This is a genomic window from Streptomyces sp. NPDC101160, from assembly GCF_044768205.1.
Taxonomy (GTDB): Bacteria; Actinomycetota; Actinomycetes; order Streptomycetales; family Streptomycetaceae; genus Streptomyces.
Window position 1 is genome coordinate 311,657 of record NZ_JBIWPJ010000005.1, and the last position, 23,933, is coordinate 335,589.

At 71.8% G+C, this 23,933-nt stretch carries 26 protein-coding genes; 16 read left to right on the forward strand and 10 right to left on the reverse strand.

What is annotated here, in order from left to right; all coding sequences use genetic code 11:
- Position 1: 1 nt before the first annotated feature.
- On the reverse strand, positions 2-1,420 hold the full coding sequence (locus ACIRSU_RS17685; RefSeq protein ID WP_403793038.1) for an MFS transporter: 1,419 nt from the start codon (positions 1,418-1,420) through the stop codon (positions 2-4).
- Between the two features lie 126 nt (positions 1,421-1,546).
- On the opposite strand from ACIRSU_RS17685, the gene ACIRSU_RS17690 reads away from it, so the two are divergent.
- The 7 genes from ACIRSU_RS17690 to era all read left to right on the forward strand — a co-directional run bounded on the left by ACIRSU_RS17690 (position 1,547) and on the right by era (position 8,046).
- A complete protein-coding gene (locus tag ACIRSU_RS17690; RefSeq protein WP_403793040.1) occupies positions 1,547-2,434 on the forward strand; it encodes a helix-turn-helix transcriptional regulator in 888 nt (295 codons plus the stop codon).
- 220 nt (positions 2,435-2,654) lie between these two features.
- A complete protein-coding gene (locus tag ACIRSU_RS17695; RefSeq protein ID WP_403793042.1) occupies positions 2,655-3,389 on the forward strand; it encodes a hypothetical protein in 735 nt (244 codons plus the stop codon).
- Between the two features lie 43 nt (positions 3,390-3,432).
- On the forward strand, positions 3,433-3,795 hold the full coding sequence (locus tag ACIRSU_RS17700; RefSeq protein WP_403793044.1) for a cytidine deaminase: 363 nt from the start codon (positions 3,433-3,435) through the stop codon (positions 3,793-3,795).
- Positions 3,796-4,007: 212 nt separating this feature from the next.
- Positions 4,008-4,487: a hypothetical protein gene (locus ACIRSU_RS17705; RefSeq protein WP_403793045.1), complete on the forward strand. Its 480-nt coding sequence runs from the start codon at positions 4,008-4,010 to the stop codon at positions 4,485-4,487.
- A gap of 220 nt (positions 4,488-4,707) precedes the next feature.
- Complete coding sequence (locus tag ACIRSU_RS17710; RefSeq protein ID WP_403793047.1) at positions 4,708-6,042, forward strand: beta-xylosidase; 1,335 nt, start codon at positions 4,708-4,710, stop codon at positions 6,040-6,042.
- 37 nt (positions 6,043-6,079) lie between these two features.
- On the forward strand, positions 6,080-7,057 hold the full coding sequence (locus tag ACIRSU_RS17715) for a WxL protein peptidoglycan domain-containing protein (protein ID WP_403793048.1): 978 nt from the start codon (positions 6,080-6,082) through the stop codon (positions 7,055-7,057).
- A gap of 29 nt (positions 7,058-7,086) precedes the next feature.
- Positions 7,087-8,046, forward strand: a complete 960-nt coding sequence (gene era, locus ACIRSU_RS17720; RefSeq protein ID WP_403793050.1) for a GTPase Era — start codon at positions 7,087-7,089, stop codon at positions 8,044-8,046.
- A gap of 51 nt (positions 8,047-8,097) precedes the next feature.
- On the opposite strand, the gene ACIRSU_RS17725 is transcribed toward era, so the two are convergent.
- Both ACIRSU_RS17725 and ACIRSU_RS17730 read right to left on the reverse strand, forming a co-directional pair.
- A complete protein-coding gene (locus tag ACIRSU_RS17725) occupies positions 8,098-8,364 on the reverse strand; it encodes a protealysin inhibitor emfourin (protein WP_403793052.1) in 267 nt (88 codons plus the stop codon).
- 20 nt (positions 8,365-8,384) lie between these two features.
- Positions 8,385-9,425, reverse strand: coding sequence for a M4 family metallopeptidase (locus ACIRSU_RS17730; protein ID WP_403793053.1), 1,041 nt, complete (start codon positions 9,423-9,425; stop codon positions 8,385-8,387).
- A 295-nt stretch (positions 9,426-9,720) separates the two neighbouring features.
- On the opposite strand from ACIRSU_RS17730, the gene leuA reads away from it, so the two are divergent.
- The 3 genes from leuA (at position 9,721) to ACIRSU_RS17745 (ending at position 12,587) form a co-directional block, all read left to right on the forward strand.
- Positions 9,721-11,490, forward strand: a complete 1,770-nt coding sequence (gene leuA, locus ACIRSU_RS17735; RefSeq protein WP_403793055.1) for a 2-isopropylmalate synthase — start codon at positions 9,721-9,723, stop codon at positions 11,488-11,490.
- 62 nt (positions 11,491-11,552) lie between these two features.
- Positions 11,553-11,738: an LPXTG cell wall anchor domain-containing protein gene (locus ACIRSU_RS17740; RefSeq protein WP_403793056.1), complete on the forward strand. Its 186-nt coding sequence runs from the start codon at positions 11,553-11,555 to the stop codon at positions 11,736-11,738.
- A 156-nt stretch (positions 11,739-11,894) separates the two neighbouring features.
- Complete coding sequence (locus ACIRSU_RS17745; protein ID WP_403793057.1) at positions 11,895-12,587, forward strand: TerB family tellurite resistance protein; 693 nt, start codon at positions 11,895-11,897, stop codon at positions 12,585-12,587.
- 172 nt (positions 12,588-12,759) lie between these two features.
- Here the strand turns inward: ACIRSU_RS17745 and ACIRSU_RS17750 are convergent, their stop codons facing one another.
- Both ACIRSU_RS17750 and ACIRSU_RS17755 read right to left on the reverse strand, forming a co-directional pair.
- Positions 12,760-14,256 carry a LuxR family transcriptional regulator gene (locus ACIRSU_RS17750; protein ID WP_403793059.1) on the reverse strand — a complete coding sequence of 499 codons (1,497 nt, stop codon included), beginning with the start codon at positions 14,254-14,256 and terminating at the stop codon, positions 12,760-12,762.
- A gap of 225 nt (positions 14,257-14,481) precedes the next feature.
- The gene (locus ACIRSU_RS17755) at positions 14,482-15,855 is read right to left on the reverse strand and encodes an FAD-dependent oxidoreductase (protein ID WP_403793061.1); all 1,374 of its coding nucleotides are present in this window, start codon (positions 15,853-15,855) and stop codon (positions 14,482-14,484) included.
- A gap of 232 nt (positions 15,856-16,087) precedes the next feature.
- On the opposite strand from ACIRSU_RS17755, the gene ACIRSU_RS17760 reads away from it, so the two are divergent.
- Positions 16,088-16,546 (forward strand): hypothetical protein, encoded by a 459-nt coding sequence (locus ACIRSU_RS17760; protein WP_403793063.1) that lies wholly within the window; start codon positions 16,088-16,090, stop codon positions 16,544-16,546.
- Positions 16,547-16,565: 19 nt separating this feature from the next.
- On the opposite strand, the gene ACIRSU_RS17765 is transcribed toward ACIRSU_RS17760, so the two are convergent.
- The 4 genes from ACIRSU_RS17765 to ACIRSU_RS17780 form a co-directional block, all read right to left on the reverse strand.
- Complete coding sequence (locus ACIRSU_RS17765) at positions 16,566-17,480, reverse strand: nuclease (RefSeq protein ID WP_403793065.1); 915 nt, start codon at positions 17,478-17,480, stop codon at positions 16,566-16,568.
- Positions 17,481-17,665: 185 nt separating this feature from the next.
- Positions 17,666-18,478 carry a hypothetical protein gene (locus ACIRSU_RS17770; RefSeq protein ID WP_403793066.1) on the reverse strand — a complete coding sequence of 271 codons (813 nt, stop codon included), beginning with the start codon at positions 18,476-18,478 and terminating at the stop codon, positions 17,666-17,668.
- Positions 18,475-18,744, reverse strand: coding sequence for a DUF397 domain-containing protein (locus ACIRSU_RS17775; protein WP_403793068.1), 270 nt, complete (start codon positions 18,742-18,744; stop codon positions 18,475-18,477). The genes ACIRSU_RS17770 and ACIRSU_RS17775 overlap by 4 nt, the downstream gene beginning before the upstream one ends.
- Positions 18,726-19,559, reverse strand: a complete 834-nt coding sequence (locus ACIRSU_RS17780; RefSeq protein ID WP_403793069.1) for a Scr1 family TA system antitoxin-like transcriptional regulator — start codon at positions 19,557-19,559, stop codon at positions 18,726-18,728. The genes ACIRSU_RS17775 and ACIRSU_RS17780 overlap by 19 nt, the downstream gene beginning before the upstream one ends.
- Before the next feature lie 131 nt (positions 19,560-19,690).
- Between ACIRSU_RS17780 and ACIRSU_RS17785 the strand changes: the two genes are divergently transcribed.
- The 3 genes from ACIRSU_RS17785 (at position 19,691) to ACIRSU_RS17795 (ending at position 21,541) form a co-directional block, all read left to right on the forward strand.
- On the forward strand, positions 19,691-19,885 hold the full coding sequence (locus ACIRSU_RS17785) for a hypothetical protein (RefSeq protein ID WP_403793071.1): 195 nt from the start codon (positions 19,691-19,693) through the stop codon (positions 19,883-19,885).
- Positions 19,886-19,900: 15 nt separating this feature from the next.
- Complete coding sequence (locus ACIRSU_RS17790; RefSeq protein WP_403793073.1) at positions 19,901-20,116, forward strand: hypothetical protein; 216 nt, start codon at positions 19,901-19,903, stop codon at positions 20,114-20,116.
- Between the two features lie 123 nt (positions 20,117-20,239).
- Positions 20,240-21,541, forward strand: coding sequence for a S8 family serine peptidase (locus ACIRSU_RS17795; RefSeq protein ID WP_403793075.1), 1,302 nt, complete (start codon positions 20,240-20,242; stop codon positions 21,539-21,541).
- Between the two features lie 4 nt (positions 21,542-21,545).
- Here the strand turns inward: ACIRSU_RS17795 and ACIRSU_RS17800 are convergent, their stop codons facing one another.
- Positions 21,546-22,214 (reverse strand): hypothetical protein, encoded by a 669-nt coding sequence (locus tag ACIRSU_RS17800; protein ID WP_403793077.1) that lies wholly within the window; start codon positions 22,212-22,214, stop codon positions 21,546-21,548.
- Positions 22,215-22,329: 115 nt separating this feature from the next.
- Between ACIRSU_RS17800 and recO the strand changes: the two genes are divergently transcribed.
- Positions 22,330-23,079 carry a DNA repair protein RecO gene (gene recO, locus ACIRSU_RS17805; RefSeq protein WP_403793079.1) on the forward strand — a complete coding sequence of 250 codons (750 nt, stop codon included), beginning with the start codon at positions 22,330-22,332 and terminating at the stop codon, positions 23,077-23,079.
- A 13-nt stretch (positions 23,080-23,092) separates the two neighbouring features.
- Positions 23,093-23,917 (forward strand): isoprenyl transferase, encoded by an 825-nt coding sequence (locus ACIRSU_RS17810; protein WP_403793081.1) that lies wholly within the window; start codon positions 23,093-23,095, stop codon positions 23,915-23,917.
- Positions 23,918-23,933 lie beyond the last annotated feature (16 nt).

Consider the following 23,933-nt stretch of genomic DNA (forward strand, 5'->3'; position numbering starts at 1 on the left):
CTCACTTCGAGCGCCGCAGGCCGAGCGCCACCAGGGCCGCCGTCACCAGGACGATCGCCGCGTCCAGACCGAGGACCGTGCGCACGCCCCCGTACAGGCTGTCGCCGGTGGTGGCGAGGACGCCGAGCAGCGGGATGCCGACGGTGAGACCGACCTGCTGGGTCGTGGTCACCAGACCGGTGGCCAGGCCCTGCTCCTCGTCCGGGACGCCGGAGGTGACGGTCACGCCGTACGAGATGATCGCGCCCAGGTGGCACATCGAGGCCAGCGAGACGGCGACCGTGGCCACGACGGCGCCCGAGTCGGCGCCGATGACGAGCAGACCCGCCGTGAGCACGCCCTGGCCGGTCAGGCCGAGGACCAGGGTGCGGCGGGCGCCGATCCGGCCGATGACCTTGGCGGCGAAGGAGCCGGCGAGGACCGACAGGGCGCCCTGCACACCGAAGACCAGACCGGTCTGGAAACCGGACAGGCCCAGCGTCTCCTGCAGGTAGAGAGTCAGGACGAAGACGACCGTCGACATCATCGCGAAGGTGATCAGCCCGCCCAGATTGCCGAAGGCGACCGTGCGCCGCTTCAGCATCGGCAGCGAGACGAGCGGGGCGGCGTGCCGGGACTCGACGATCACGAAGGCGACCAGCAGGGCCACGCCCGCCACGAGGGTGACCAGGACGTCCGCGCCGCCGAAGCCGCGCTGGGCCGCCGTCGACAGCGAGTAGATCAGCGACAGCAGACCGGCGGTGACGGTCACCGCGCCCGGCACGTCCAGGCGGGGCCGCTCGGGGGTCCGGGACTCGGGCAGCAGGCCCGGGGCGAAGGGCAGCACGAGCGCGCTGAACAGGGCCAGCAGACCCATGGTGGAGCGCCAGCCGAAGGTGTCGGTCATGACGCCGCCGAGGACCATGCCGATGGTGAAGCCGAGCGACAGGATGGTGCCGGAGATGCCGAGCGCCCGGTCGCGCTGCGGGCCCTCGGGGAAGGTCGTGGTCAGCAGCGCCATGCCGGTCGGCACGATCATCGCCGCGCCCAGGCCCTGCAGCGCGCGGCCGGTGAGGAAGGCGGCCGGGTTCCAGGCGAAGGTGGCGAGCAGCGAGGCCGCGCCGAAGAGCGCGAGGCCGGTGAGGAACAGCTTCTTGCGCCCGTACAGGTCGCCGATCCGGCCGGAGAGCAGCAGGAAGCCGCCGGACGGCAGGGCGAAGGCGGTGACGGCCCACTGGAGGGCGGCGGGGCTGAGGCCGAGGTCGGCGCCGAGCACGGGCAGGGCCACGTTCAGGACGGAGAAGTCCAGCGACACCATGAACTGGGCGGCGCACAGCACGATCAGGATGAGCCGGGCGCGGCCGTCGAGCGCGGGGGCCGGGGCCGGGGGCGGTGCGATCTCGGTGGGGGAAGCCTCGGGGGAGGAGGTAGCGGTTGCCATGGCCACGACTCTCGTGGCTCGGGAATGTCCGTGGGGAGCGGGTACTTATGCTGGTGGTCGTACCACCAGCCAGCACGACACAGTCACGACCAGGCACCACCACGTATCCAGGGGGAGGACGTACACGTGGCCACGGCACTGGAGAGCACGGACGGAAAGGCGCACCGACTCGCCGAACTGCGCGAGTTCCTGATGAGCCGTCGGGCCCGGGTCAGCCCCGCCGAAGCGGGCCTGCCGGACGGCGGCGCCCGACGCCGCACGCCCGGACTGCGCCGCGAGGAGGTCGCCGTCCTCGCGGGGGTCGGCGTCTCCTGGTACCAGTGGCTCGAACAGGGCCGCGACATCACCGTCTCCCCGCAGGTCATCGACTCCGTCGCCCGCGTGCTGCGGCTCAGCCCGGCCGAGCGGCGCCACCTCTACGTCCTGGCGGGCCTCAACCCGCCGGCGCCCGAGACCGCGCCCGAGGACCGGGACATGTGCCACGGGCTGCGCCGCCTCATCGACACGTGGATGCCGTTCCCCGCGCACATCATGGACGTGTACTGGAACACGGTCATGTACAACGACGCGGCGGCCATCGTGCTCGGCATGCGGCCGGAGATCGTGCAGAACTGCCTGATCGCCTTCTTCACCGATCCGCTGTACCGCACGCGGTCGAAGTCCTGGGAGGAGATCGCGCCGCAGGTCGTCGCCCAGTTCCGCGCCGCCTGCTCGGAGCACCCGGAGGACGACGGCTTCCGTGAGGTGATCGAGGAGGCGAGGGCGGCGAGCCCCGAGTTCGCCGAGCTGTGGGACCGGCAGGACATCCGGCCCGGCGGCCTCAACCGCAAGGAGCTGGAGCACCCGCTCGTCGGCCCGCTCTTCGTCGAGGCCACCCAACTGCGCGTGCCCGCTCGCCCCGACCTGGTGATCGTGCTGCACACGCCGCTCGCGGAGGCGGACACGGCGGCGAAGCTGGAGTGGCTGGTGTCGCCGGAGGGGCGGCGCGGGGCGATGTACCCGGTGGCGGGCTGAGGGGCCCGGGGGAGTCGGGCCGCCACGGGGGAGGCGGCGGTACGGGGGGAGCCCGGTACGGGGGAGGCGGCGGTACGGGGACGGCGGCCTCCGGGGTGAGTCGGCGGAACGGGGACCTCGACGAAGCGGTGTCAGAGACTCCGGATATCCTCTCGCCGCACGTCACCGCAGGACGCGGCCGTGCCCACCCCTGCCGCCTCACCCTCAAGGGCTTCGCACCATGCGTACGCGTTTCTCCCGCGGCCTGTCGGCCGCCCTCGCCGTCTCCGCGCTCTCGCTGACCGCCGCCTGTGGTGGCGGCGACTCCGACGGCGCCAAGAAGGACGGCGCCGACAAGCCGGCCGCCTCCGCCTCCGCGTCGGCCACCTCCGCCGCGCCGCAGCCGGCCGGCCCGCTGACCGACGCCCAGATGAAGGCCGCCGCGCTCGACGCCAAGGACCTGCCGGCGGGGTGGAAGGCCGGCAAGGTGGAGAAGGGCCCGGCCTTCGGAAAGGCCGACAAGCCCGAGTGCGTGGCGGTCACCGACCTGTTCGCCTCGGCCGTCAAGGGCGCGACGACCGGCGCGGACCTCCACTTCACGCAGGGCAAGAACACCACGCTCGACCAGCAGGTCCTGACCTTCCCGGGCGCCGGCGCCGCCGACTTCGCCAAGGCCGTCGGCGCGGCCGCCGACGGCTGCACCTCCTTCAACGCCACGGCCGAGGGCATGAAGCTGAAGGGCACGGTCAAGAAGCTGACCGCCCCGGCCGGTGCCGAGGAGGCGCACGCGATCCGCGTGACGGTCGCCATGCCCGACATGGGCTACCAGACGCAGGTCGACCTCCTGGTCGCCCGCCAGGGCAGCGGCGTGACCCGCATCGCCTTCGACCCGGCGAACGACGCCACCGGCCACAAGGACTTCGACGCCCTCGCCAAGGCGACGGTCGAGAAGTTCGCCAAGGCCGCTCAGGGCTGAGACCCGGCCCCGTGGCCGCCCCGCCCCGACCTATCCTCGGATCATGACACTCAACCGCGAGCACGACGACCTCGGCGCCGAGGACCTCAAGATCATCACGCTGGCGCGCAGCGCCCGCGCCCGCAACGGAGTGCCGGAGGGCGCGGCGGTACGGGACGAGACGGGGCGCACCTACGTCGCCGGCACCGTCGAGCTCGACTCGCTCAAGCTGAGCGCGCTCCAGACGGCGGTCGCCATGGCCGTCGCCAGTGGCGCCCAGTCGCTTGAGGCCGCGGCGGTCGTCTCCACCGCGGAGGTCGCCTCGGAGGCGGACCGCGCGGCGGTACGGGACCTGGGCGGGCCCGAGACCCCGGTGCTGCTCGCCGGCCCCGACGGGCGGCTGCGCGAGGCGGTCACCGCGGGCTGAGCGGATGACGGTGTGACGGGAGAGGCCCGGTGCTCGACGAGCGCCGGGCCTCTCGTGGTACCGCTCCCGCACGGCCCTTGTGCTCTTGTGAAGAATGCGCGTCAATAGCACCGGTCCGCATGATGGACCGTCAGAAACACGCCGTCAGGGGCGTGTCATCCACGCAGTGCCCGCACCCCTGCGTTCGTCATCGGAAGGGGTACGACCTCGCCATGAGAAGCAGAAGCAGCTTAGGAATCGTCGCGGTGCTGTCCGGGGCGCTCGCCGCCGCCGGGCTCGCCTTCGCGCCGGGTGCCGCCGCCGTCTCGCCGGGCTCGGCCACGGCGACGTACGACTGCGGGTCGTGGGGCGGTGGCGGTGCCACCCTCACCGCCACGCAGAGCGGCACGGCCGCGACCATCACCCTCACCTCCGCCGTGAAGACGCCGATCGCCGTCGGCGCCGACCAGATCAGCGCCAGCCTGACGATGGCCAAGGCCGGCGGCGGCACCCGGGTCTTCACCGGCAAGAAGAACCCGCCGCTCGCCGCGAACCAGTCGGTGACGATCGGCCCGCTCAGCGGGACGGTCGCCTCCGGTGACAGCCTCAACTCCTACTTCGCGGGCACCGCGCTCAAGATGGTGATCTTCGGCGTCACGGTGAACTGCGACGCGCTCACCTCGCAGTCGCCCGGGCCCTTCGTGTTCAGCTGAGCCCTCTCGGCTGGGCCTCGCCCCGCATGTCCGACCGGTACCGCCGAGTGCGGTACCGGTCCTTGCTGCGTTCGAACACCCCTGACCTGGGAAAATGCATCAAATGTGCCGATCTTGACAGTATCTGATGGGCCATCAGTCGGTGCATTTCGATTCCATTGACTTCTCTCGGCCCGCGGCCGTCAATGGCGCCCTCTCATCTCCCTCAGGAGGGGCCCACATGCTCTTCACACCACGAAGACGGCGCCGCTGGACCGCCGTCCTCGGCGCCACCGCGCTCGCCGTCACCGCGGGCGGCGCGCTCGCCGCCCCGGCCGGCGCGGCCGGCACCGCCTCCCAGGCCGTGGACTTCGCCACCCACTGCGTGCCGCCGCCGATCGCGGGCATCCCGCCCATCGACGGCACCACCACCGCGCAGATCACGGTCGACAACGCCGCGCCCAAGGTCGGCGACACGGTCACCGTCACCTACACGGTCACCAAGCCCGCCGCCTCCAACCCGGTGGACCTCCAGCTCCCGGCCGACATCATGACGCCGAGCGGCAAGGTCGCCCTCGGCGGCGCCCAGAGCGGCGCGGTCACCGTCACCGGCGAGAAGAAGAACCCGCCCGTCCCCGGCAAGGGCGCCTTCCCGGCGTTCTCCATGAAGGGCACCTTCACCGTGACCGCGCCCGGCGCGATCACGCTCTCGCCCGGCGACTACAACATCCACACCTCGTACCTGATGGAGCTGGACACCCCCTGCACCGTCAGCAACCCGCCCGCGCCCGTCTCCGAGACGGTCACCGCCGCCCCGCAGCCCGGCGCCAACGAGCGCGCTCTCCAGCTCGACAACGCCTCCGGCGCGCCGGGTGTCCGGGTCACCGTCTCCGGTGCCAAGTTCACCCCGCTCACCGAGGTCACCGTCGTCGGCCGGGCCGGCGCCGCCGAGACCGCCGACCGGATGACGGTGACGACGGACAGCGAGGGCGGTTTCGCCGCGCGCCTGAAGGTCACCGACAAGGCGACCACCGGGATCGTGGCGTACGAGGGCGCGGCCTGGGACCCCGACAAGGGCGCCGGCCCGGTCGCGTACCAGGTCATCGACGACACCCCGGCCCCGCCGAACAGCCAGAAGATCACCGCCACGGTCAAGGCGGGCACGCTGTCGATGACCCAGGCCGGTGACGCCGTCCAGCTCTCGGCCGTCGACTTCGGCCAGGGCGGCGCGGCCACCGGCGCGCTGCAGACGGTCACGGTCAAGGACTTCCGCGGCGGCCCCGCGGGCTGGTCCCTGACCGGCAAGGTCACCGACTTCACCGGACCCGGCGGCGCGTCCGTCGGCGCCGGGAAGCTCAGCTGGACCCCGGCCTGCGCCACCAGGGCCGGCAGCCCCAGCACCTGCGTCCCCGGCAGCGCCGGCCCCGTCGGCAGCGCCGGCGCGACCCTCGCCTCCACGCCCAACGGCACGCTCACGGGCGGCGAGTTCACCGTCGACGCGGGGCTCTCCCTCGACGTCCCGGCGTTCACCGCGCCGGGCTCGTACGCGGGCGTGCTGACGCTGACGCTGTCCTGACCGACACGAGAGAACCGAGCCAAAGGGGTCCGCACCCGTGCGCAAGCCGTACGTCCTCCTCCGGAACGTCCTGAACGTCCTGGCCGTTCTGGGCGCCGCGCTCCTGCTCGGCGCCCGGAACGCGCCCTCGGCCTCCGCCGCCGAGAACGGCGAATGGGCCGTCTACCCCGCCGCCTCCCGCCTCGGCAGCCGCCCGTACTTCTATCTCTCCGCCGACCCCGGGACCACCGTCACCGACCAGGTCACCGTCGCCAACAAGACCGCCGCCCCGCTCACCTTCCTCCTCTACGGCGCCGACGCCTACAACACCGAACGCGACGGCGGCTTCGCCGTGCGCACCCGGCAGGAGCGGCAGACCGGCGCCGGAGCCTGGATCAGGCCCGCCCGGGACCGGGTCACCGTGCCGCCGCGGTCCGCCGTCACCGTGCCGTACACGCTCACCGTGCCCGCCGACGCCGAGCCCGGCGACCACCCCGGCGCCGTCGTCGCCCTCGACGAGCGGATCACCAAGGGCGGCGCGGGCGCCGTCGCGCTCGGCGTGCAGCGGGCGGTCGGCGCTCGGGTCTATCTGCGGGTCGGCGGCCCGACCGTGCCGGCGCTCGCCGTCGAGGACGTCACCCTCGACCAGGACCGGCCGCTCGTCCCCGGCACCCGGACGAGCACCGCCGTCGTCTCGTACACCCTCCACAACCGCGGCAACGTCACCCTGAACCCGAAGGTCGCCATCGAGGCCCGGGGCCTCTTCGGCCGGACCCTGCTCTCCCGCGACCTGGACCGGCTGCCGGCCGAGCTGCTGCCCCGGCAGAAGATCCGGCTGACCGAGCGGTGGAGCGGATCGCCGCAGCTCGACTGGGGTGAGGTCACGCTGACGGCGACCGCGAAGGACGTCCGCGAGTCGGCCGGCGTGTCGTTCCTGGCGCTGCCCTGGCTGCCGCTCACGGTGCTCGCCACCGGCGCCGCCGGAGGCGCCGTCGCCCTCCGGATCCGTCGCCGCGCGGCGCCGGGGGCGGACTGAGTACGTGAGGAGGGCGCGCATCGGGGACAATGGCCCCCATGAGCGTTCGCACCCCCGAGACCGATGAGAACACCGCCCCCCACCGGGCGGGCTTCGCCTGCTTCGTCGGGCGCCCCAACGCGGGCAAGTCCACCCTGACGAACGCTCTGGTCGGCCAGAAGGTGGCCATCACCTCCAACCGGCCGCAGACCACCCGGCACACCGTCCGCGGCATCGTGCACCGCCCGGACGCCCAGCTGGTCCTGGTCGACACCCCCGGCCTGCACAAGCCGCGCACGCTGCTCGGCGAGCGCCTGAACGACGTCGTGCGCACCACCTGGGCCGAGGTCGACGTGATCGGCTTCTGCCTGCCCGCCGACCAGAAGCTCGGCCCCGGCGACCGCTTCATCGCCAAGGAGCTCGCCGAGATCAAGAAGACGCCCAAGGTCGCGATCATCACCAAGACCGACCTGGTCGACTCCAAGACCCTCGCCGAGCAGCTGATCGCCATCGACCAGCTCGGCAAGGAGCTGGGCTTCGAGTGGGCGCAGATCGTGCCCGTCTCGGCCGTCGGCAACAAGCAGGTCCAGCTCGTCGCCGACCTGCTCATCCCGCTGCTGCCGGAGTCCCCGCCGCTCTACCCGGAGGGCGACCTCACCGACGAGCCCGAGATGGTCATGGTCGCGGAGCTGATCCGCGAGGCCGCGCTCGAAGGCGTACGGGACGAGCTGCCGCACTCCATCGCGGTCGTCGTCGAGGAGATGATCCCGCGCGAGAACCGCCCGGCGGACCGGCCGCTGCTCGACATCCACGCCAACGTGTACATCGAGCGGCCCAGCCAGAAGGGCATCATCATCGGCCCCAAGGGCAAGCGCCTGAAGGAGGTCGGGACGAAGTCCCGCAAGCACATCGAGGCGCTGCTCGGGACCCCGGTCTTCCTCGACCTGCACGTGAAGGTCGCGAAGGACTGGCAGCGGGATCCCAAGCAGCTGCGGAAGCTCGGCTTCTAGTCCCCTCGGGGGCCGGCCCTCGGGGGGCCGGGCGCCTTCCCCCTTCGGGGGCTAGGCGCCTTCCTTCAGGACGAGCTGGATCAGCTCGCGCTGTTCGTCGGTGAGGTGCGGGTCCGCGCACTTCACCGTCTGGCCGTCGATCGTGATCTCATAGGCGAAGCCGTCGGGGACGCCGCGGGTCTGCGGCGGCGGCGGTGCGGTGAGGGTCCGCTGGGCCAGGTCCCGCAGACGCCGGTCGTCGGGCCGGCCGTCGGTGTCCACCTCCGCGTCCTTCTCGATGCCCGCGAAGCCCCCTGTGCGTACGACGCGAATTCTCATGGGGCCTGTCTACCGCAGGCTCAGCTGGTCGGCACGCCGACCGCCGACCAGGCGTCCCGCACGGCCTTGACCTCTTCGCCCTCGTTGTAGCGGGCCTTCGCCGCCGCGACCGTCGCCGCCGCGAAGTCCGCGAACTTCGCCTCCTCGTCCAGCGTGCCGCCGGTCAGGACGTCGTACCAGATCTGTCCGGCCCGTTCCCACGCGTTCCCGCCGAGCGCCGTGGCGACCAGGTAGAAGGCGTGGTTCGGGATGCCCGAGTTGATGTGGACGCCGCCGTTGTCGGAGTGCGTACGGACGTAGTCGTCCATCGTCGCGGGCTGCGGGTCCTTGCCGAGTTCGTCGTCGTCGTACGCCGTGCCCGGGGCCTTCATGGAGCGCAGCGCCACGCCCCGGTCGATGGCGGGGCCGAGCAGCCCCTCGCCGATGAGCCAGTCGGCCTGGTCGGCCGTCTGGCCGAGCGCGTACTGCTTCACCAGCGAGCCGAAGACGTCCGACACGGACTCGTTGAGCGCGCCCGACTGTCCGTAGTAGGCGAGGTTCGCGGTGCTCTGGGTGACGCCGTGGGTGAGCTCGTGGCCGATGACGTCGACCGAGACGGTGAAGTCGACGAAGAGCTGGCCGTCGCCGTCGCCGAACACCATCTGCTCGCCGTTCCAGAAGGCGTTGTCGTACTTCTCGTCGTAGTGGATGCTCGCGATCAGCGGCATGCCGTTGCCGTCGATCGACGCGCGGCCGTAGACCTTCTCGTAGAGGTCGTAGGTGGCGCCGAGGCCCGCGTAGGCCCGGTTGCCGGTGGCGTCGGCGGTCGGCTGCCCGCCCTCGTCCTGGATCTTGACGCCCGGCAGGTCGGTGCCGTTCCGGGCGTCGTAGATCGTGCGGCGGACCCCGGTGGCCGCGGCCGGCGCGAGGGGCGGGGCCAGCCGGCGGGCGGTGCGCTGCCCGGCGTCGGCCACGAGGGTCCGCCGGGCGGCCTCGGCGAAGGCGGGATTGGCGGACCGTGCGAGCCGCTCCAGGATGTGCGGCGGGACGATCGAGCAGAAGACAGACGAGTGGGGAGTCATTGCAGCAATGTGGCACTGCGTGGTGCCGGTGTCACGACCTGCGACGGCGATTGGCGAAATGGAGTGATGGGTCACCTTTTCTGCTTGACGGCGACGCCGTCCCGCATACTGAAACGGGACGTCCGCCTCCGCCGCACCTGGGCTACAGTGACGCACATCATGCGTTTCGGGCTGCTTCTCCTTAGCTGCCGCGGCGAGGGCCTGTAGTCGTAGGCCGACCCCCTCCCCGCGGGTTTCGGTGTTGCGTTCGACAGTCGGCCGTCCGTTTCCAAGGACCTCCGAGGAGCCCTACGCAATGTCCCAGTCGACCTTCAACAGCCGACCGACGCCCATCACCACCGCGACGCACACGCAGCAGCCGTCCGGGATGCCCGTCCACAAGTACGGGCAGTACGAGGCCGTCGACATCCCGGACCGCACCTGGCCCGACCGGCGCATCACCAAGGCCCCGCGCTGGCTGTCCACCGACCTGCGCGACGGCAACCAGGCCCTGATCGACCCGATGTCCCCGGCCCGCAAGCGCGAGATGTTCGACCTGCTGGTCCGTATGGGCTACAAGGAGATCGAGGTCGGCTTCCCGTCCTCCGGCGAGACCGACTTCGCGTTCGTGCGCTCGATCATCGAAGAGGGCGCGATCCCGGACGACGTCACCATCTCCGTACTGACCCAGGCCCGCGAGGACCTGATCGAGCGGACCGTGGAGTCCCTGAAGGGCGCCAAGCGGGCCACCGTGCACCTGTACAACGCGACCGCGCCGACCTTCCGCCGCGTCGTGTTCCGGGGTTCGAAGGACGACATCAAGCAGATCGCCGTCGACGGCACGCGCCTGGTGATGGAGTACGCGGAGAAGCTGCTGGGCCCGGAGACCACCTTCGGCTACCAGTACAGCCCGGAGATCTTCACCGACACCGAGCTGGACTTCGCCCTGGAGGTCTGCGAGGCGGTCTGCGACGTGTGGCAGCCCGGCCCCGGCCGCGAGATCATCCTGAACCTGCCCGCCACCGTGGAGCGCTCGACGCCGTCCACGCACGCGGACCGCTTCGAGTGGATGTCCCGCAACCTGACCCGCCGCGAGTACGTGTGCCTGTCCGTGCACCCGCACAACGACCGCGGTACGGCGGTGGCGGCGGCCGAGCTGGCGATCATGGCCGGCGCCGACCGCATCGAGGGCTGCCTGTTCGGGCAGGGCGAGCGGACCGGCAACGTCGACCTGGTCACCCTGGGCATGAACCTGTTCAGCCAGGGCGTCGACCCGCAGATCGACTTCTCGCAGATCGACGAGATCCGCCGGACCAGCGAGTACTGCAACCAGATGGAGGTCCACCCGCGCCACCCCTACGCGGGCGACCTGGTCTACACCGCCTTCTCCGGCTCCCACCAGGACGCCATCAAGAAGGGCTTCGACGCCATGGAGGCCGACGCGGCCGCCCAGGGCAAGACCGTCGACGAGATCGAGTGGGCCGTCCCGTACCTGCCGATCGACCCGAAGGACGTCGGCCGCTCCTACGAGGCCGTCATCCGCGTCAACTCGCAGTCCGGCAAGGGCGGCATCGCGTACGTCCTGAAGAACGACCACAAGCTGGACCTGCCGCGCCGCATGCAGATCGAGTTCTCGAAGATCATCCAGGCGAAGACCGACGCCGAGGGCGGCGAGGTCACGCCGAAGGAGATCTGGTCGGTCTTCCAGGACGAGTACCTGCCCGCCACGGACGCGGACAACGCCTGGGGCCGCATCCAGCTGCGCTCCGGCCAGTCGACCTCCGACACGGACGGCACCGACACGCTGACCGTCGAGGCCGTCGTGGACGGCGTCGAGACTGTCCTGACCGGCTCCGGCAACGGCCCGATCTCCGCCTTCTTCGCCGCGCTGCAGGCGGTCGGCGTGGACGCCCGCCTGCTGGACTACCAGGAGCACACGATGAGCGAGGGTGCGTCCGCGCAGGCCGCCTCGTACATCGAGTGCGCCATCGACGGCAAGGTCCTGTGGGGCATCGGCATCGACGCGAACACGACGCGCGCCTCGCTGAAGGCCGTCGTGTCGGCGGTGAACCGCTCGGCGCGCTGACGCCCGCTTCGTGAGCCGCCCCGCACCCCTTCCGAGGGGTGCGGGGCGGCTCGGTCGTTGGGGTGCGTCAAGATCGCGCGCTCCTCCTCGGCGGCCGTCCCGGCCCCGCCCCTTCGTCCACCCCGGAGGGTGATCTCGCCACGACCGGTTCGTCCGTCGGACCTGGGCTGACCGGTGCCGGCGCGGCGGCCGTCCTGGCCGGCGGCGGCCTTCTGGCCTTCGTGAAGCGCCGTAAGCGGGCCTCCTGACGCCCGGCGGAGGCCGGCCGGCGTCCCTTCCGGAGCTCGGCGGGTCTCGGCCATCTCCTTGGCGTTCTGCTGACGAGGTGCTGACGCCACATCACCGATGTGGCTAACATCACGCCAACGCCGGCAGCGACGCCGGCGCGTCGAAGGAGGTGCGGCGTGCGATCTGCGCGGAAGTCTCGTGACCGGAGCCTGGTTCTCTGCGGGATCCGGACCTCCTGGAACACGATCGGCGACGGCGAGTTCTTCTGCGAGGAGTGCGGCGGCGACCGCAACTACCGGCGCCGCACCGGCCGCCGCCGGTTCGCCCTCCTGGGCGTACCGCTGCTGCCGCGCGGCCACGCGGGCCCGGTCGTGGAGTGCGCCGCCTGCCACACCCACTTCGGTACGGACGTGCTCACGCATCCGACGACCAGCCGCTTCTCGGGCATGCTCCGCGACGCCGTGCACACCGTCGCCCTCGCCGTCCTTGCCGCGGGCGGCACCTCGTCCCGCACCGCCGTCGACACCGCCGCCACGGGCGTCCGGGCCGCCGGATACGCGGACTGTACGGCCCTCCAGCTCGTCGAACTGGTCGAGGCGCTCGCCGCCGACACGGGCCGCTTCCTGCCGGACGTCAGCAGCGGGGGAGCGGCCCTCGCCATCGAACTCCACGAGGCCCTCGAACCCCTCTCCCCGCACCTCGCCGCCGCCGGCCGCGAATCGATCCTGCTGCAGGGCGCCCGCATCGCCCTGGCGGACGGGCCCTACACACCCGCCGAGCGCGAGGTGCTGGGCACGGTGGGCAACGCGCTGGCGCTGTGCCCGGACGACACGGCGAGGCTGCTGGCGACGGCGCGGAAGGTGGGCTGACGGAGGAGACGGGGTCGGGCGGGCCGGCGCGGCATGGGCCGGCCCGGTCTGGCCAGGCCCGGCCTGACCGGTCCTGACGGTTCTCGGCCGGCCGGGTGGGCTGGGGGGTGGTCGGTACACGGCGAGGGCTGTGCAGGGGCGTCTTCCCGGCCGGCGTCCGGAAGGGGAGCGATCAGGCCGGTACGGCGCCCAGGCGGGTGAAGGCCGCGCGGGCGGCAGTCAGTTCGGCGGTCGCGGCCGGGTCGGCCGCCGCGAGCCGCATCCGTACCCGCGCCGCCTCGTACGGCACCCGCAGCTCCAGCCACAGCGCGAGTGCGCGCCGCAGCTGCCCGGGCGCGCGCGTCACCGCTCCGCGCGCCCCCGCCGCCATCGCCGCGAGCAGCGGCACCTCCCCGGCCGGGTCCAGCGCCTCGAGCCCGGTCACCGCACCCTCCGCCGCGTCCGTGTCGCCGAGCGCGAGGTGCGTCTCGACGAGCGCGGCGAGCAGCCGGGCCCGGCCGAGCACGTCGTGCGCCGGGTCGCTCTGGCAGTCCAGGGCCAGCCGCAACCCCGCCGACGCCGTGTCCGCCCGGCCCTGCGCCAGCCGGAGCAGCGCAAGCCCCGGCTGCGGCACCCGTCCCAGTTCATGCGCGTGCGCGTACGACCGTGCCGCCTCGTCGAGCCGTCCCTGCCGGCGCTGGATCTCCCCGACCGCGTACGCGGCGGCCGCCGCCGTGTCGAGCGAGTCCGACAACACCTCGTGGTACACGAGCCGGGCCTCCTCCTCGGCCCGCGTCCAGTCACCGAGCAGGTCGAGCACCTCGACGTGATGGAGGCGGAAGAGAGCGCGGAAGGGGTTGCCGGTGAGGGGCGGGGGGCCGGCCATGACGGCGGGCCCGCTGCCGGGCTCCGGCCGTTGCGACCGCGGCGCGGCGGCAGGGCGGTCACCGGCCATGACGGCGGGCTCGCCACCCGCCTCGGGCCGTTGCGACCGTGGCGCCGCGCACCACGCCAAGGCCGCGTCCGTCCACTCCACCGTCCGCGCGAGCTCGGCCGCGCGCATGCTCTCGCCGAGGGCCAGGTCGTACAGCCGGCCCGTGAAGAGGTCGCTCAGTTCGCCTGCCGTCACCGGGCGCATCGCCTCGTCGAGGAGGGCGAGCGCCTCAGCGCGGTGGGCCGGGCCCCGGGCGAGGAGGACCGAGGACTCCGCCTGGTGGCCGAGGGCGAGGAGATCGGGGCTGCCGGAGCGGGCGGCGAGGCGGGTCATGCGGCGGGCGGCGGCGAGGGCCGTGGCCGGGGCGTGGTGTTCCTCGGCGTCCGCGATGTCGGACCAGGCGAGGAGGCACTGCTCGGGGCAGTCGGGCCGGTCCTCCAGGTGGTGTCGGGCCCGGTGCAGCCAGCCCGCGGCCGCGGCGGGGCGTCCGAGCCGGCGGTACTCCGCGGACAGCTCCCACGCGGCGCGCCCGGCACCACGCGGGTCGTGCGCCGCGACGTACGCGGCATGGGCGCGCAGCCGGGCCGCGACCGACTCGTCGACGTGGCCGGACCACCAGGCGGAGTCGGCGAGGGCGTCGAGCCCGGCCGCGCCGAGGGGCGCGACAGGATGCCGGTCGGCGGCGTGCAGGAGCCCGTACAGCCCGGCCCAGTCCTCGCCGGCCGCCGCGTTCGTGGCCCGCGCGACGACAGTCACGCTTTCAGCGTAGGACCGGGAACGGAACGGGGCCCGGGGAGGCCGCGGGGCCAGACGGTGCGCGGCGCCTCGTCGCCGGAGCCGTGCCTGTACGCGGCACCAGCCCGTACGCGCCGCCAGGCCGCCGTACACGGCGCCGGGCCCGGGGATGCCCCGGCCCATACGCAACGCCGGGCCCGGGGGAATGCCCCCGGGCCCGGCGCGTCGCGTTCCTCGTCGTGCGGATCAGGCGAGTTCGACGCCGCTCGCTCGCAGCATGTCCTCGCGCTCCACGATCTTCACGCGCTCGCGGCCCTGGGGCTCGCCGAGGGCCTTTTCCGCCGCGTCGAGCTTGTACCAGCCCTCCCACGTCGTGTACGTGACGCCCTTGTCCTCCAGGAAGGCCACGATCGCGGCCTCGTCCGGGGTCTCGGGGGTGAGGAGGCGGCCGTTGGCGTGGTCGTCGAGGAGGTTCGCCACGGTCTCGTTCGCGTCGCCCTTGGTGTGGCCGATGAGGCCGACGGGGCCGCGGCGGATCCAGCCGGTGACGTAGGTGGAGGACATGTGCTCGCCGGTCTCCTCGAGGACCCGGCCGCCCTCGTCGGGGACGGTGCCGCTGACGGCGTCCCAGGGGAGCTTCGGCAGCTCGTCGGAGAGGTAGCCGACGGCGCGGTAGACGGCCTGGACGTCCCAGTCGGTCGTCCGGCCGGTGCCCTTGACGTTGCCGGTGCCGTCCAGCTCCGTGCGCTCGGTGCGCAGGCCGACGACCTTGCCGTCCTCGCCGAGGATCTCGACGGGCGACTCGAAGAAGTGCAGGAAGAGCTTGTGCGGGCGGTCGCCGACGTCGCGGATCGCCCAGTTCTCCAGGGTCTTGGCGACCATGTCGGTCTGCTTGTTCTTGCGGCGCTCGGCGATCGAGCCCTCGTCGTAGTCGATGTCCTCGGGGTTGACGATGACCTCGATGTTCGGCGAGTGGTCCAGCTCGCGCAGCTCCATGGGGCTGAACTTCGCCTGGGCCGGGCCGCGCCGCCCGAAGACGTGGATCTCGACGGCCTTGTTGGCCTTGAGGCCCTCGTAGACGTTCGCCGGGATCTCGGTCGGCAGCAGCTCGTCCGCCGTCTTCGCGAGGATGCGGGCGATGTCGAGCGCGACGTTGCCGACGCCGAGCACGGCGACCTTCTCGGCCGACAGATCCCAGGTGCGCGGGACGTCGGGGTGGCCGTCGTACCAGGAGGCGAAGTCGGCGGCGCCGAGGGAGCCGTCGAGCTCGACGCCCGGGATGCGCAGCTCGCGGTCGGCCATGGCGCCGGTGGAGAAGATCACGGCGTCGTAGAAGGCGCGCAGGTCGTCGAGGTGGACGTCGGTGCCGTAGTCGACGTTGCCGAAGAGGCGGACCTGCGGCTTGTCGAGGACCTGGTGGAGGGCGGTGATGATGCCCTTGATGCGCGGGTGGTCGGGCGCGACGCCGTAGCGGATGAGGCCGAAGGGCGCGGGCATCCGCTCGAAGAGGTCGATGGACACACCCGGTTCGGCGGCGGCCTCGGACTTCAGCAGCGCATCAGCGGCGTAGATCCCGGCGGGGCCGGCGCCGACGATCGCGACCCGGAGGGGGCGGGGCATGACGGGTTTCCCTTCGCAAGCGACGTGGCGGCGAGGGGAGCCGCCGCTTAGGTCACCCTAAATAACGCGTGTCGCGGGAGAGTACCCGCCCCCGGTCTATGGCCTCATAAGGCGGACTTATGAGATCCCAAAGGGAACCCTGGACTCCGTCGCCGGTGAGCGTACCGCCCGTGAACGCGTCCACGTCCCCGCTAAGAGGCGCCCGTTAGGGTGGGGAATCATGCGAAATTGGATGTTTGGCGGCGTTTACGGAACGGTGCTGGCGAGCGCCCTGCTCGCGGGCCTGCACAGCGAGGGCGAGACGTACACACCGCTGTACGACGCGCTCTGGATCATGGTCACGGCCCTGGCCTCGGGCCTCGTGCACGGATACGCCCACCACATGGCGAGCCACCATCCCGGCAGCGAGTCCGTCCGCTGGCGGCGCCTGTTCGTCGCGCTCGGCCAGGAATGGCCCCTCGTCACCGCCGTCGTCCCCACCGTCCTGCTGCTCCTCCTCGCCGGCGCCGCCGACTGGCCCGAACCCCCGGTCACGGCGGCCGGCCTCACGCTCAACACCCTGCTGCTCGGCGCGTGGGGCACCCTCGCCGCCCTCAAGGCGGGCTACCGCCGCCGCTCCGCGACCCTGGTGGGCGTCGCGGACGCGGCGATCGGCATGGCGATCGCGGGCGCCAACGCGCTGATCAAGTAGGGGCCGGCGGCGCAACGGCTCACTTCGGCGTGAAGAGGATCTGCTCCGAAGGGAGCGTCATCCGCACCGTGTTCGTGTCGGTGATCTCGACGAGGTTGTGCAGTCCGGTCTGCTCCTTCGGATTCACCTGCGTCAGGTCGAGGAACTTGTCCTCCGTCCCTCCGGCCAGATACGTACGGAAGGCGTCCAGCGTGGTGTTGCCGAGCGACAGGTACTCCTTCAGGCGCCGGAACAGCTTCGGAAGGATCACCACGTCGTCGGTGATCGAGTTCATTCCGGTGATCTTCGCCCCGGTGAGGGTCACGTCGCCCATCGCGTCGGCCGCCATGTTCCAAAGGCCCTTGCCGGTCCCGGCCTTCGCCAGCTCCTTCGCGGCGGCCAGTTCGTGCCGGAGCTCGGGGTCCAGGCCCGCGTAGAACGTCGGGTACGCCAACCCCTCGGCGACCAGGTAGTAGTTGGCCGTCTCCTTGAGGCGCTTCACCCCCACGTCCAGCTCGTAGCCGCTCGCCCCCGGCGGCTCGGTGCCCTTGCCGACGAACGACACGCAGCGGCCGTAGGTGTCGGTGCCGCGCGTGAGGATGTACCCCGGGACCGTGTCGGGGGTCGCGGAGATGTCGTCGTGGGGGTACTTGGGGTCGGGCGAACGACGGATGTCGCCGAAGCCGAGCCAGGTCAGCAGGGCGTCCGTGGCGGCGTCGCCGAGCTTGGCCGGCTGGCGCTTCTCCTCCCCGTAGCTGCCCGAATAGTGCGTCTCCAGCGCGTCGATGCCTTCGAGCCGGACGTCGACGTGGCCGTCCCGCGCGGGCTGGAGCTTCTTGCAGCCCCGTACGAGCTTCCACTCGCCCACGTAGTCGGGGATGAAGGGGATGGTGTCCCCGTCGGGGGCCGTATGGCCGGAGAGATGGAAAGATCCCTTGATCAGCAGCATGTACATGGTCGCTCCCACGACGATGTGCGGCACGGGTGTGGGAGGAACCGGTTCTCCTCCTTCCATGCTGCGACCGTTCGAGGCCGAATGCCATGGGAGTCACGCTCGGCGGGGTGGTGTGCGGGGCGCACGTGCTGACGCAGGGGCGTACGCCGGCGCACTTGGGCATCTCGTGGGCGTGCCCCTCGTCGTCAGACGCCGTCGATGCCCATGCGGATCATCAGGACGATGAGCCCGGTGGTCGCGCTCCACAGGGCCAGGGCCGCCAGTCCGACCAGCAGTCGCACGACGACGGGGTAGACGCCGACCTTCGAAGTGGGGGCGGCAGGGTCGTAGCTGACCTCGATCCGGCTCGCGTACCCCTTCCGTCGGTACGTGTGGGTCGCGCCGTGCTGGTCCGTGTACGCGTACGTCCCCGTCGCGCCGGACGGGCTGGTGCGCTCCGCCGTCACCGTGACGCCGCGACGGGGGAGCCGCCACATCGCGTAACCCCGTTCCGTCGCGGCCGCGCTCACGAAGTTGAGGACGACGGCGACGACACCCAGCGGCACCGAGAGGGCGAGCATGATCGCCTCGCCGTGCATGACGAGCAGCACGCTCATGACGACGAGCGCCGCGAGGCCGGGGCCGAGGGATATCAGCCCCAGAAGCAGACGCTTCGGCCCGTCGTCCGCGTCTGAGTCGGCGCCGGCGCGGGCGTTCCGCGAACTGGTCGTCACGAGCCGCGCCCCGTCGAAGGACGGGCCCGGCTCCGGAAGTCGGGCGAGCGCCGCGCCCACCGCCGAGGCGAAGGCGTACGCCGGCGTGTCGTGCACGCCCTGGACCACGTGCACGACAGGCTCGGCGCCCTCCGGCACCCGCAGCGTCACAGTGACCGCCCGGCCGCCCGGCGACACGCGCCGGACGGCCTCCAGCGGGATCCGCGTCTCCTCGTCCCCGCGCCGCAGCAAGAGCACGCCGTCCTCGTGACGGAGTACGGCGCCGCCACTGCCGCGAACGATCACGCCTTCACCGCGGCGACGAACGCCGCCCAGGCGGCGGCCGGGACGACGAGCGCGGGGCCGGTGGGGTTCTTGCTGTCACGGACGGGGACGACACCGGGGACACCGTCGAGGACCTCGACGCAGTCGCCGCCCTGCCCATTGCTGTACGAGCTCTTGCGCCAGGTGGCGCCTGCGAAGTCGTACGACACCTCGACGCAGTCGCCGCCAGACGCGTTGCTGTAGGAGCTCTTGAACCAGTGGGCGTTGTTCAGGTCGTACTCGCGCATCGTCTGAGTTCCTCCGCCGCCGACTCGATCCGTGCGAGGGACGCCTCCGGCGACAGCGTGGCGACCCTGAGCAGATCGTAGGCGCGCTGTGCCTGCTTCACCACTGCCGGATCGTCGAGGAGCGTCCCCGAAAACTCAGTTTCCGTATAGGCCGTTGGCGGCTGATCCTTGAAGTCCATGAGCTTGAGCGTTCCGGTCATGAACGCGTGCGCTCCAACTGCGATCGGCAGGACTGCGACCAGTACCCGACGTTCCCGGATCAGCGCCGCGATGTGGTCCAGCTGCCTGGCCATGACCTGCGGGCCGCCCACGGGTGTCAGCAGAACGTTCTCATGCAGGACCACCCAGTACTCGGGCCTTGTAGCGTCCTTGAGGATCGCCTGCCGTTCAACCCGCGAGCACACCTTCTCCTCGACGTACTCCTCCGACGCGAAGGGGTTCGAGGCGATCGTCAACACTCGCGCATACTCCGGCGTCTGCAACAGCCCCGGCACCACCGTCGGCGCGAACTCGCAGATCTTCGTCGCCACCGCCTCAAGTTCCGCCACCTCGTGGAAATAAGAGGCGTACGGCGAGGCGTTGATGAGCTTCAGACAAGTCCGTTCGAAAATACCGCCGGTTTGTAGCACCTCGTCGATTCTCTTCGCCACATCCAACTGCGGCTTCCGCACCCCCTGCTCGAACAGGCCGATGTACGTCCCCGAGACGAACACCCGTGCACCCAGGTCGTCCCGCGAGATCCTCGCCGCTTCCCTGCGCTCTCTCAGCAGCTCCCCGAAGAACTCCCACGTCGCCTGCTGTTTGCCCTTGGCCATGGATTAACTCACCTGCTCCACACCGCAGTTGTCTCCCCCGAGCGTCTGTCGATTCTACGGATTCCCCTTCACTCTGGTCGGCGTAACCGGGAATTGGATTCGGAAAGGAACGCGTTGTGAAAGAAGACAGCATGCGGTCGACGGAAGAGGCGCGTGAGGCGGTGCGGGAATTGCGCGAGGCGCTCGGCAGGGCCGGAATCACCCTGCCCTCGCTCGGGCTCGACGCCGTCACTCTCGCCGCCGTTCCGCCTCGGCCGCTGGTGGAACTCGGGCGCTGCACCGCGGCGACGGCGCGGCTCCTCGCCGCGGCGCTCGCGCATGCGTAACGAAGGGGGACGAGGATGAGACCGCCTATCGGGGCGTACGTGGTCGACCTCCGCACCGGAAGGGTCGGCACCGTCATGGGGCACGTGGGGCCCTGTCTCCAGCTCCGGCCCATCGGCGGCGGGCGCGAGTGGGACTGCGAGCCGGACGGCGTACGGGTCGCCACCGCGGCCGAGCGGCTGAGCGCGGCGACGGCGCACGCGAACGCGCGGAGCCGGGGTGAGGTGCCGTGAGGTCGTGAGCCGTACGGGTGTCGGTACGGGTTAGGCCAACCGCCGTGCCCGCGCTGCAGGCCCGCCAGCGCACCGGTTACGTGGTCCACGCGAAGTGGATCACTCACGGAAACGAGGTGTGGCATGGCGGGACGAAGGCGTGTCGCGGCGTCGTCGGCGGCGGCCGCGGCGGCGGCCGTGGCGCTGCTGGCGGGTGGGCTGACGGGGGCGCAGGGGGCGGCGGCCGAGCCGTTGGGGCGGTACGTGGTCGTGCTGGACGAGACGGCCCGCGGGCGGGTCGACACGATCGTGGCGGAGCACGTCAGGGCCCATGGGCTGAAGGCGGGCTTCCGGTACTCGCACGCGGTCGTCGGGTACGCGGCGGTCATCCCGGAGGGCGAGGTGGCGGCGCTGCGGGCCTCTCCGTACGTGAAGGCGGTGGCGCCGGATCTGCCCGTACGGGCGACCGCGCAGTCGCTGCCGACCGGGGTGGACCGGGTGCAGGCCGATGTGAGCGGTGCGCGCGCCGGGGACGGGAGCGGGGCCGTCGACGTCGGGGTGGCGGTCATCGACACCGGGATCGACACCCGGCACCCGGACCTCGACGTGGCGGGCGGCACGAACTGCGTGTCGCCGGTGCCCGGCGCGTCGTACCGGGACAACAACGGCCACGGCACGCACGTGGCCGGCACGATCGGGGCGCGGGACAACGGGTCCGACGTGGTCGGGATCGCGCCGGGCGCGCGGCTGTACTCGGTGAAGGTGCTGAACTCGGCCGGCCGCGGCTACACGTCGAACATCGTGTGCGGCCTCGACTGGGTGGCGGACAACGCGGCCCGGCTGGGCATCAAGGTCGCGAACATGAGCCTGGGCGGATCCGGCACGGACGACGGCGACTGCGGGCTCACCGACGGCGACCCGCAGCACCAGGCGATCTGCCGGGTGGTCAGGCAGGCGGGCGTGACCATGGTGGCGGCGGCGGGCAACAGCACGAGCGACCTGGCCGGCTTCGTCCCGGCCGCGTACGACGAGGTGCTGACGGCGACCGCGATGGCCGACTTCAACGGCAGGCCGGGCGGCGGGGCCGCCGCGACCTGCTACTCCGACGTGGACGACACCGCGGCGGACTTCTCCGGCTTCGCGGTCAGCGCGGCGGACGCGGCGCACACCATCGCGGGGCCGGGCGTGTGCATCACCTCCACGCGCCTGGGCGGCGGCACGACGGTCCTCTCCGGCACCTCGATGGCCTCCCCGCACGTCGCCGGCACGGCCGCCCTCTGCCTCGCCGGCCCGTCCTGCGCGGGCCTGACCCCGGCCCAGGTCCGCGCGAAGCTCCGCGGTGACGCGGCCGCGCAGCCCGCCTCGTACGGCTTCACGGGCGACCCGAACCACTCGCCCGTCAGTGGCCGCTTCTACGGCCACCTGGTCCACGCGGGCGGCTACTGAACGGTCAGTCCTCGAAGTAGTTCGTCAGGAAGCAGCCGTCCACCGGCGTCGGGTCCTTGCGGTAGCCGCTCGGCGGGTTGAAGCCGGGGAAGCAGTTGAGCATCATCGGGCCGCCGGGGGAGAGGAGGTAGCGGACCGCCGACTTCCGGTCGGGCAGGACGGCGAAGTCCTGGCCGACCAGGAACTTGCCCCGGTGGCCCTGGTTCGGGCTCTCCTTGCGGTCCTCGTCCATCTCGGCCTTGTACTTCGTCTCGAACGTCTTCAGGTCCTTGAACATGAAGATGCGGAGGCCGTGGTCGCAGGCGCCGCGCTCGGTGACGGACCACGTCGCGTCGTAGGCCTCGTCGCCGCCGAAGAAGTCGTCGTCGTTCGGGTCGGTGGACAGGTCGTCGCACGGCGTGAAGGTGCTGACCAGCTGCACCGCCCCCGCCATCGTGCCGGCCTTCGGCAGCCCGGCGACGCCCGTCCCGGCGGTTCCGTCGCCGTCGCCGCCGGCACCGTCCCCTTCGCCGGTGCCGCCGCCCGCCGTGTTGCCCAGGGCCTTGTCCACGCCGGCCGAGCCGGTGCCGCCGCTGCCGCCCGTGCCGTTGCCGCCTCCGCAGGCGGTGAGGGCGGTCAGGGCGAGCAGGGAGGAGGCGATGACGAACAGTGGCTTCAGCTGCTTCGTACGCATGAGTTCGGGACCCCCGGGCTGGAACGAGCGTGAACGATCATGAATGGGCGCGACTCTAGATTTGCTGGCGCGTACATGGCAAATTGCCGCCCGGCGCATACGCGAGAATGGCTCCATGAGTCTGTTCCGCGACGACGGCATCGTGCTGCGCACCCAGAAGCTGGGTGAAGCGGACCGCATCATCACCATCCTCACGCGCGGTCACGGCCGCGTACGCGCCGTCGCGCGCGGGGTCCGGCGGACCAAGTCGAAGTTCGGGGCGCGGCTCGAACCGTTCTCGCACGTGGACGTGCAGTTCTTCGCTCGCGGGAGTGAGCTGGTCGGACGCGGGCTGCCGCTCTGCACCCAGAGCGAGACCATCGCCGCGTACGGCAGCGGCATCGTCACCGACTACGCCCGGTACACCGCCGGCACCGCGATGCTGGAGACGGCGGAACGGTTCACCGACCACGAGGGCGAACCGGCCGTGCAGCAGTACCTGCTGCTCGTCGGGGGACTGCGCACCCTCGCGCGCGGGGAGCACGCCCCCCACCTCATCCTCGACGCCTTCCTACTGCGTTCGCTCGCCGTCAACGGCTACGCGCCCAGCTTCGAAGACTGTGCGAAATGCGGACTTCACGGCCCCAACCGCTTCTTTTCGGTCGCCGCGGGCGGAGTCATCTGCGCGGACTGCCGGGTGCCCGGAAGCGTCGTACCCTCAGCGGAGGCCGTAGGGCTGCTCAGCGCGCTGCTGACCGGCGACTGGGAGACGGCGGACGCGTGCGAGCCGCGTCACGTCAGGGAGGGCAGCGGACTCGTGTCCGCCTATCTGCACTGGCACCTGGAACGCGGACTGCGCTCGCTGCGGTACGTAGAGAAGAGCTAGGAGACACCACGCCATGGCCATCGCACGACTCCTCGGGCGCCAGCGACGGGAGTACAGGACCCCCGAGCCGCACCCCTCCGGTGCCCGCCCGCCGAAGCTCCAGCCGGAGCTCGTGCCCGAGCACGTCGCGATCGTCATGGACGGCAACGGCCGCTGGGCCAAGGAGCGCGGGCTGCCGCGCACCGAGGGGCACAAGGTCGGCGCCGAGCAGGTGCTCGACGTGCTCCAGGGCGCGCTCGAGATGGGCGTGGGCGCGATCTCGCTGTACGCCTTCTCCACGGAGAACTGGAAGCGCTCGCCCGAGGAGGTGCGCTTCCTGATGAACTTCAACCGCGACTTCATCCGCAAGACCCGCGACCAGCTCGACGAGCTGGGCATCCGGGTGCGCTGGGTCGGCCGCATGCCCAAGCTGTGGAAGTCCGTGGCCAAGGAGCTCCAGGTCGCCCAGGAGCAGACCAAGGACAACACCAAGCTGACGCTGTACTTCTGCATGAACTACGGCGGCCGCGCGGAGCTCACGGACGCGGCGCAGGCGCTCGCGGAGGACGTGAAGGCGGGCCGGCTCGACCCGGCGAAGATCACCGAGAAGACCATCCAGAAGTACCTCTACTACCCGGACATGCCGGACGTCGACCTCTTCCTGCGGCCCAGCGGCGAGCAGCGCACGTCCAACTACCTGATCTGGCAGAGCGCGTACGCCGAGATGGTCTTCCAGGACGTGCTGTGGCCCGACTTCGACCGCCGCGACCTGTGGCGGGCCTGCGTCGAGTACGCCCAGCGCGACCGGCGCTTCGGCGGGGTGGACCCGGCGGATCTCGCCGTGCTCGACAAGGCGTGAGCGGGGACAGGGGGGT

Excerpts from the sequence above, each read along its gene's own strand:
- ACIRSU_RS17685 (WP_403793038.1), bottom strand. The coding sequence starts at position 1,420 with ATGGCAACCGCTACCTCCTCCCCCGAGGCTTCCCCCACCGAGATCGCA.
- ACIRSU_RS17695 (WP_403793042.1), top strand. The coding sequence starts at position 2,655 with ATGCGTACGCGTTTCTCCCGCGGCCTGTCGGCCGCCCTCGCCGTCTCC.
- ACIRSU_RS17700 (WP_403793044.1), top strand. The coding sequence starts at position 3,433 with ATGACACTCAACCGCGAGCACGACGACCTCGGCGCCGAGGACCTCAAG.
- ACIRSU_RS17705 (WP_403793045.1), top strand. The coding sequence starts at position 4,008 with ATGAGAAGCAGAAGCAGCTTAGGAATCGTCGCGGTGCTGTCCGGGGCG.
- ACIRSU_RS17710 (WP_403793047.1), top strand. The coding sequence starts at position 4,708 with ATGCTCTTCACACCACGAAGACGGCGCCGCTGGACCGCCGTCCTCGGC.
- era (WP_403793050.1), top strand. The coding sequence starts at position 7,087 with ATGGCCCCCATGAGCGTTCGCACCCCCGAGACCGATGAGAACACCGCC.
- ACIRSU_RS17725 (WP_403793052.1), bottom strand. The coding sequence starts at position 8,364 with ATGAGAATTCGCGTCGTACGCACAGGGGGCTTCGCGGGCATCGAGAAG.
- ACIRSU_RS17730 (WP_403793053.1), bottom strand. The coding sequence starts at position 9,425 with ATGACTCCCCACTCGTCTGTCTTCTGCTCGATCGTCCCGCCGCACATC.
- leuA (WP_403793055.1), top strand. The coding sequence starts at position 9,721 with ATGTCCCAGTCGACCTTCAACAGCCGACCGACGCCCATCACCACCGCG.
- ACIRSU_RS17755 (WP_403793061.1), bottom strand. The coding sequence starts at position 15,855 with ATGCCCCGCCCCCTCCGGGTCGCGATCGTCGGCGCCGGCCCCGCCGGG.
- ACIRSU_RS17760 (WP_403793063.1), top strand. The coding sequence starts at position 16,088 with ATGTTTGGCGGCGTTTACGGAACGGTGCTGGCGAGCGCCCTGCTCGCG.
- ACIRSU_RS17765 (WP_403793065.1), bottom strand. The coding sequence starts at position 17,480 with ATGTACATGCTGCTGATCAAGGGATCTTTCCATCTCTCCGGCCATACG.
- ACIRSU_RS17775 (WP_403793068.1), bottom strand. The coding sequence starts at position 18,744 with ATGCGCGAGTACGACCTGAACAACGCCCACTGGTTCAAGAGCTCCTAC.
- ACIRSU_RS17780 (WP_403793069.1), bottom strand. The coding sequence starts at position 19,559 with ATGGCCAAGGGCAAACAGCAGGCGACGTGGGAGTTCTTCGGGGAGCTG.
- ACIRSU_RS17785 (WP_403793071.1), top strand. The coding sequence starts at position 19,691 with ATGCGGTCGACGGAAGAGGCGCGTGAGGCGGTGCGGGAATTGCGCGAG.
- ACIRSU_RS17790 (WP_403793073.1), top strand. The coding sequence starts at position 19,901 with ATGAGACCGCCTATCGGGGCGTACGTGGTCGACCTCCGCACCGGAAGG.
- ACIRSU_RS17795 (WP_403793075.1), top strand. The coding sequence starts at position 20,240 with ATGGCGGGACGAAGGCGTGTCGCGGCGTCGTCGGCGGCGGCCGCGGCG.
- ACIRSU_RS17800 (WP_403793077.1), bottom strand. The coding sequence starts at position 22,214 with ATGCGTACGAAGCAGCTGAAGCCACTGTTCGTCATCGCCTCCTCCCTG.
- recO (WP_403793079.1), top strand. The coding sequence starts at position 22,330 with ATGAGTCTGTTCCGCGACGACGGCATCGTGCTGCGCACCCAGAAGCTG.
- ACIRSU_RS17810 (WP_403793081.1), top strand. The coding sequence starts at position 23,093 with ATGGCCATCGCACGACTCCTCGGGCGCCAGCGACGGGAGTACAGGACC.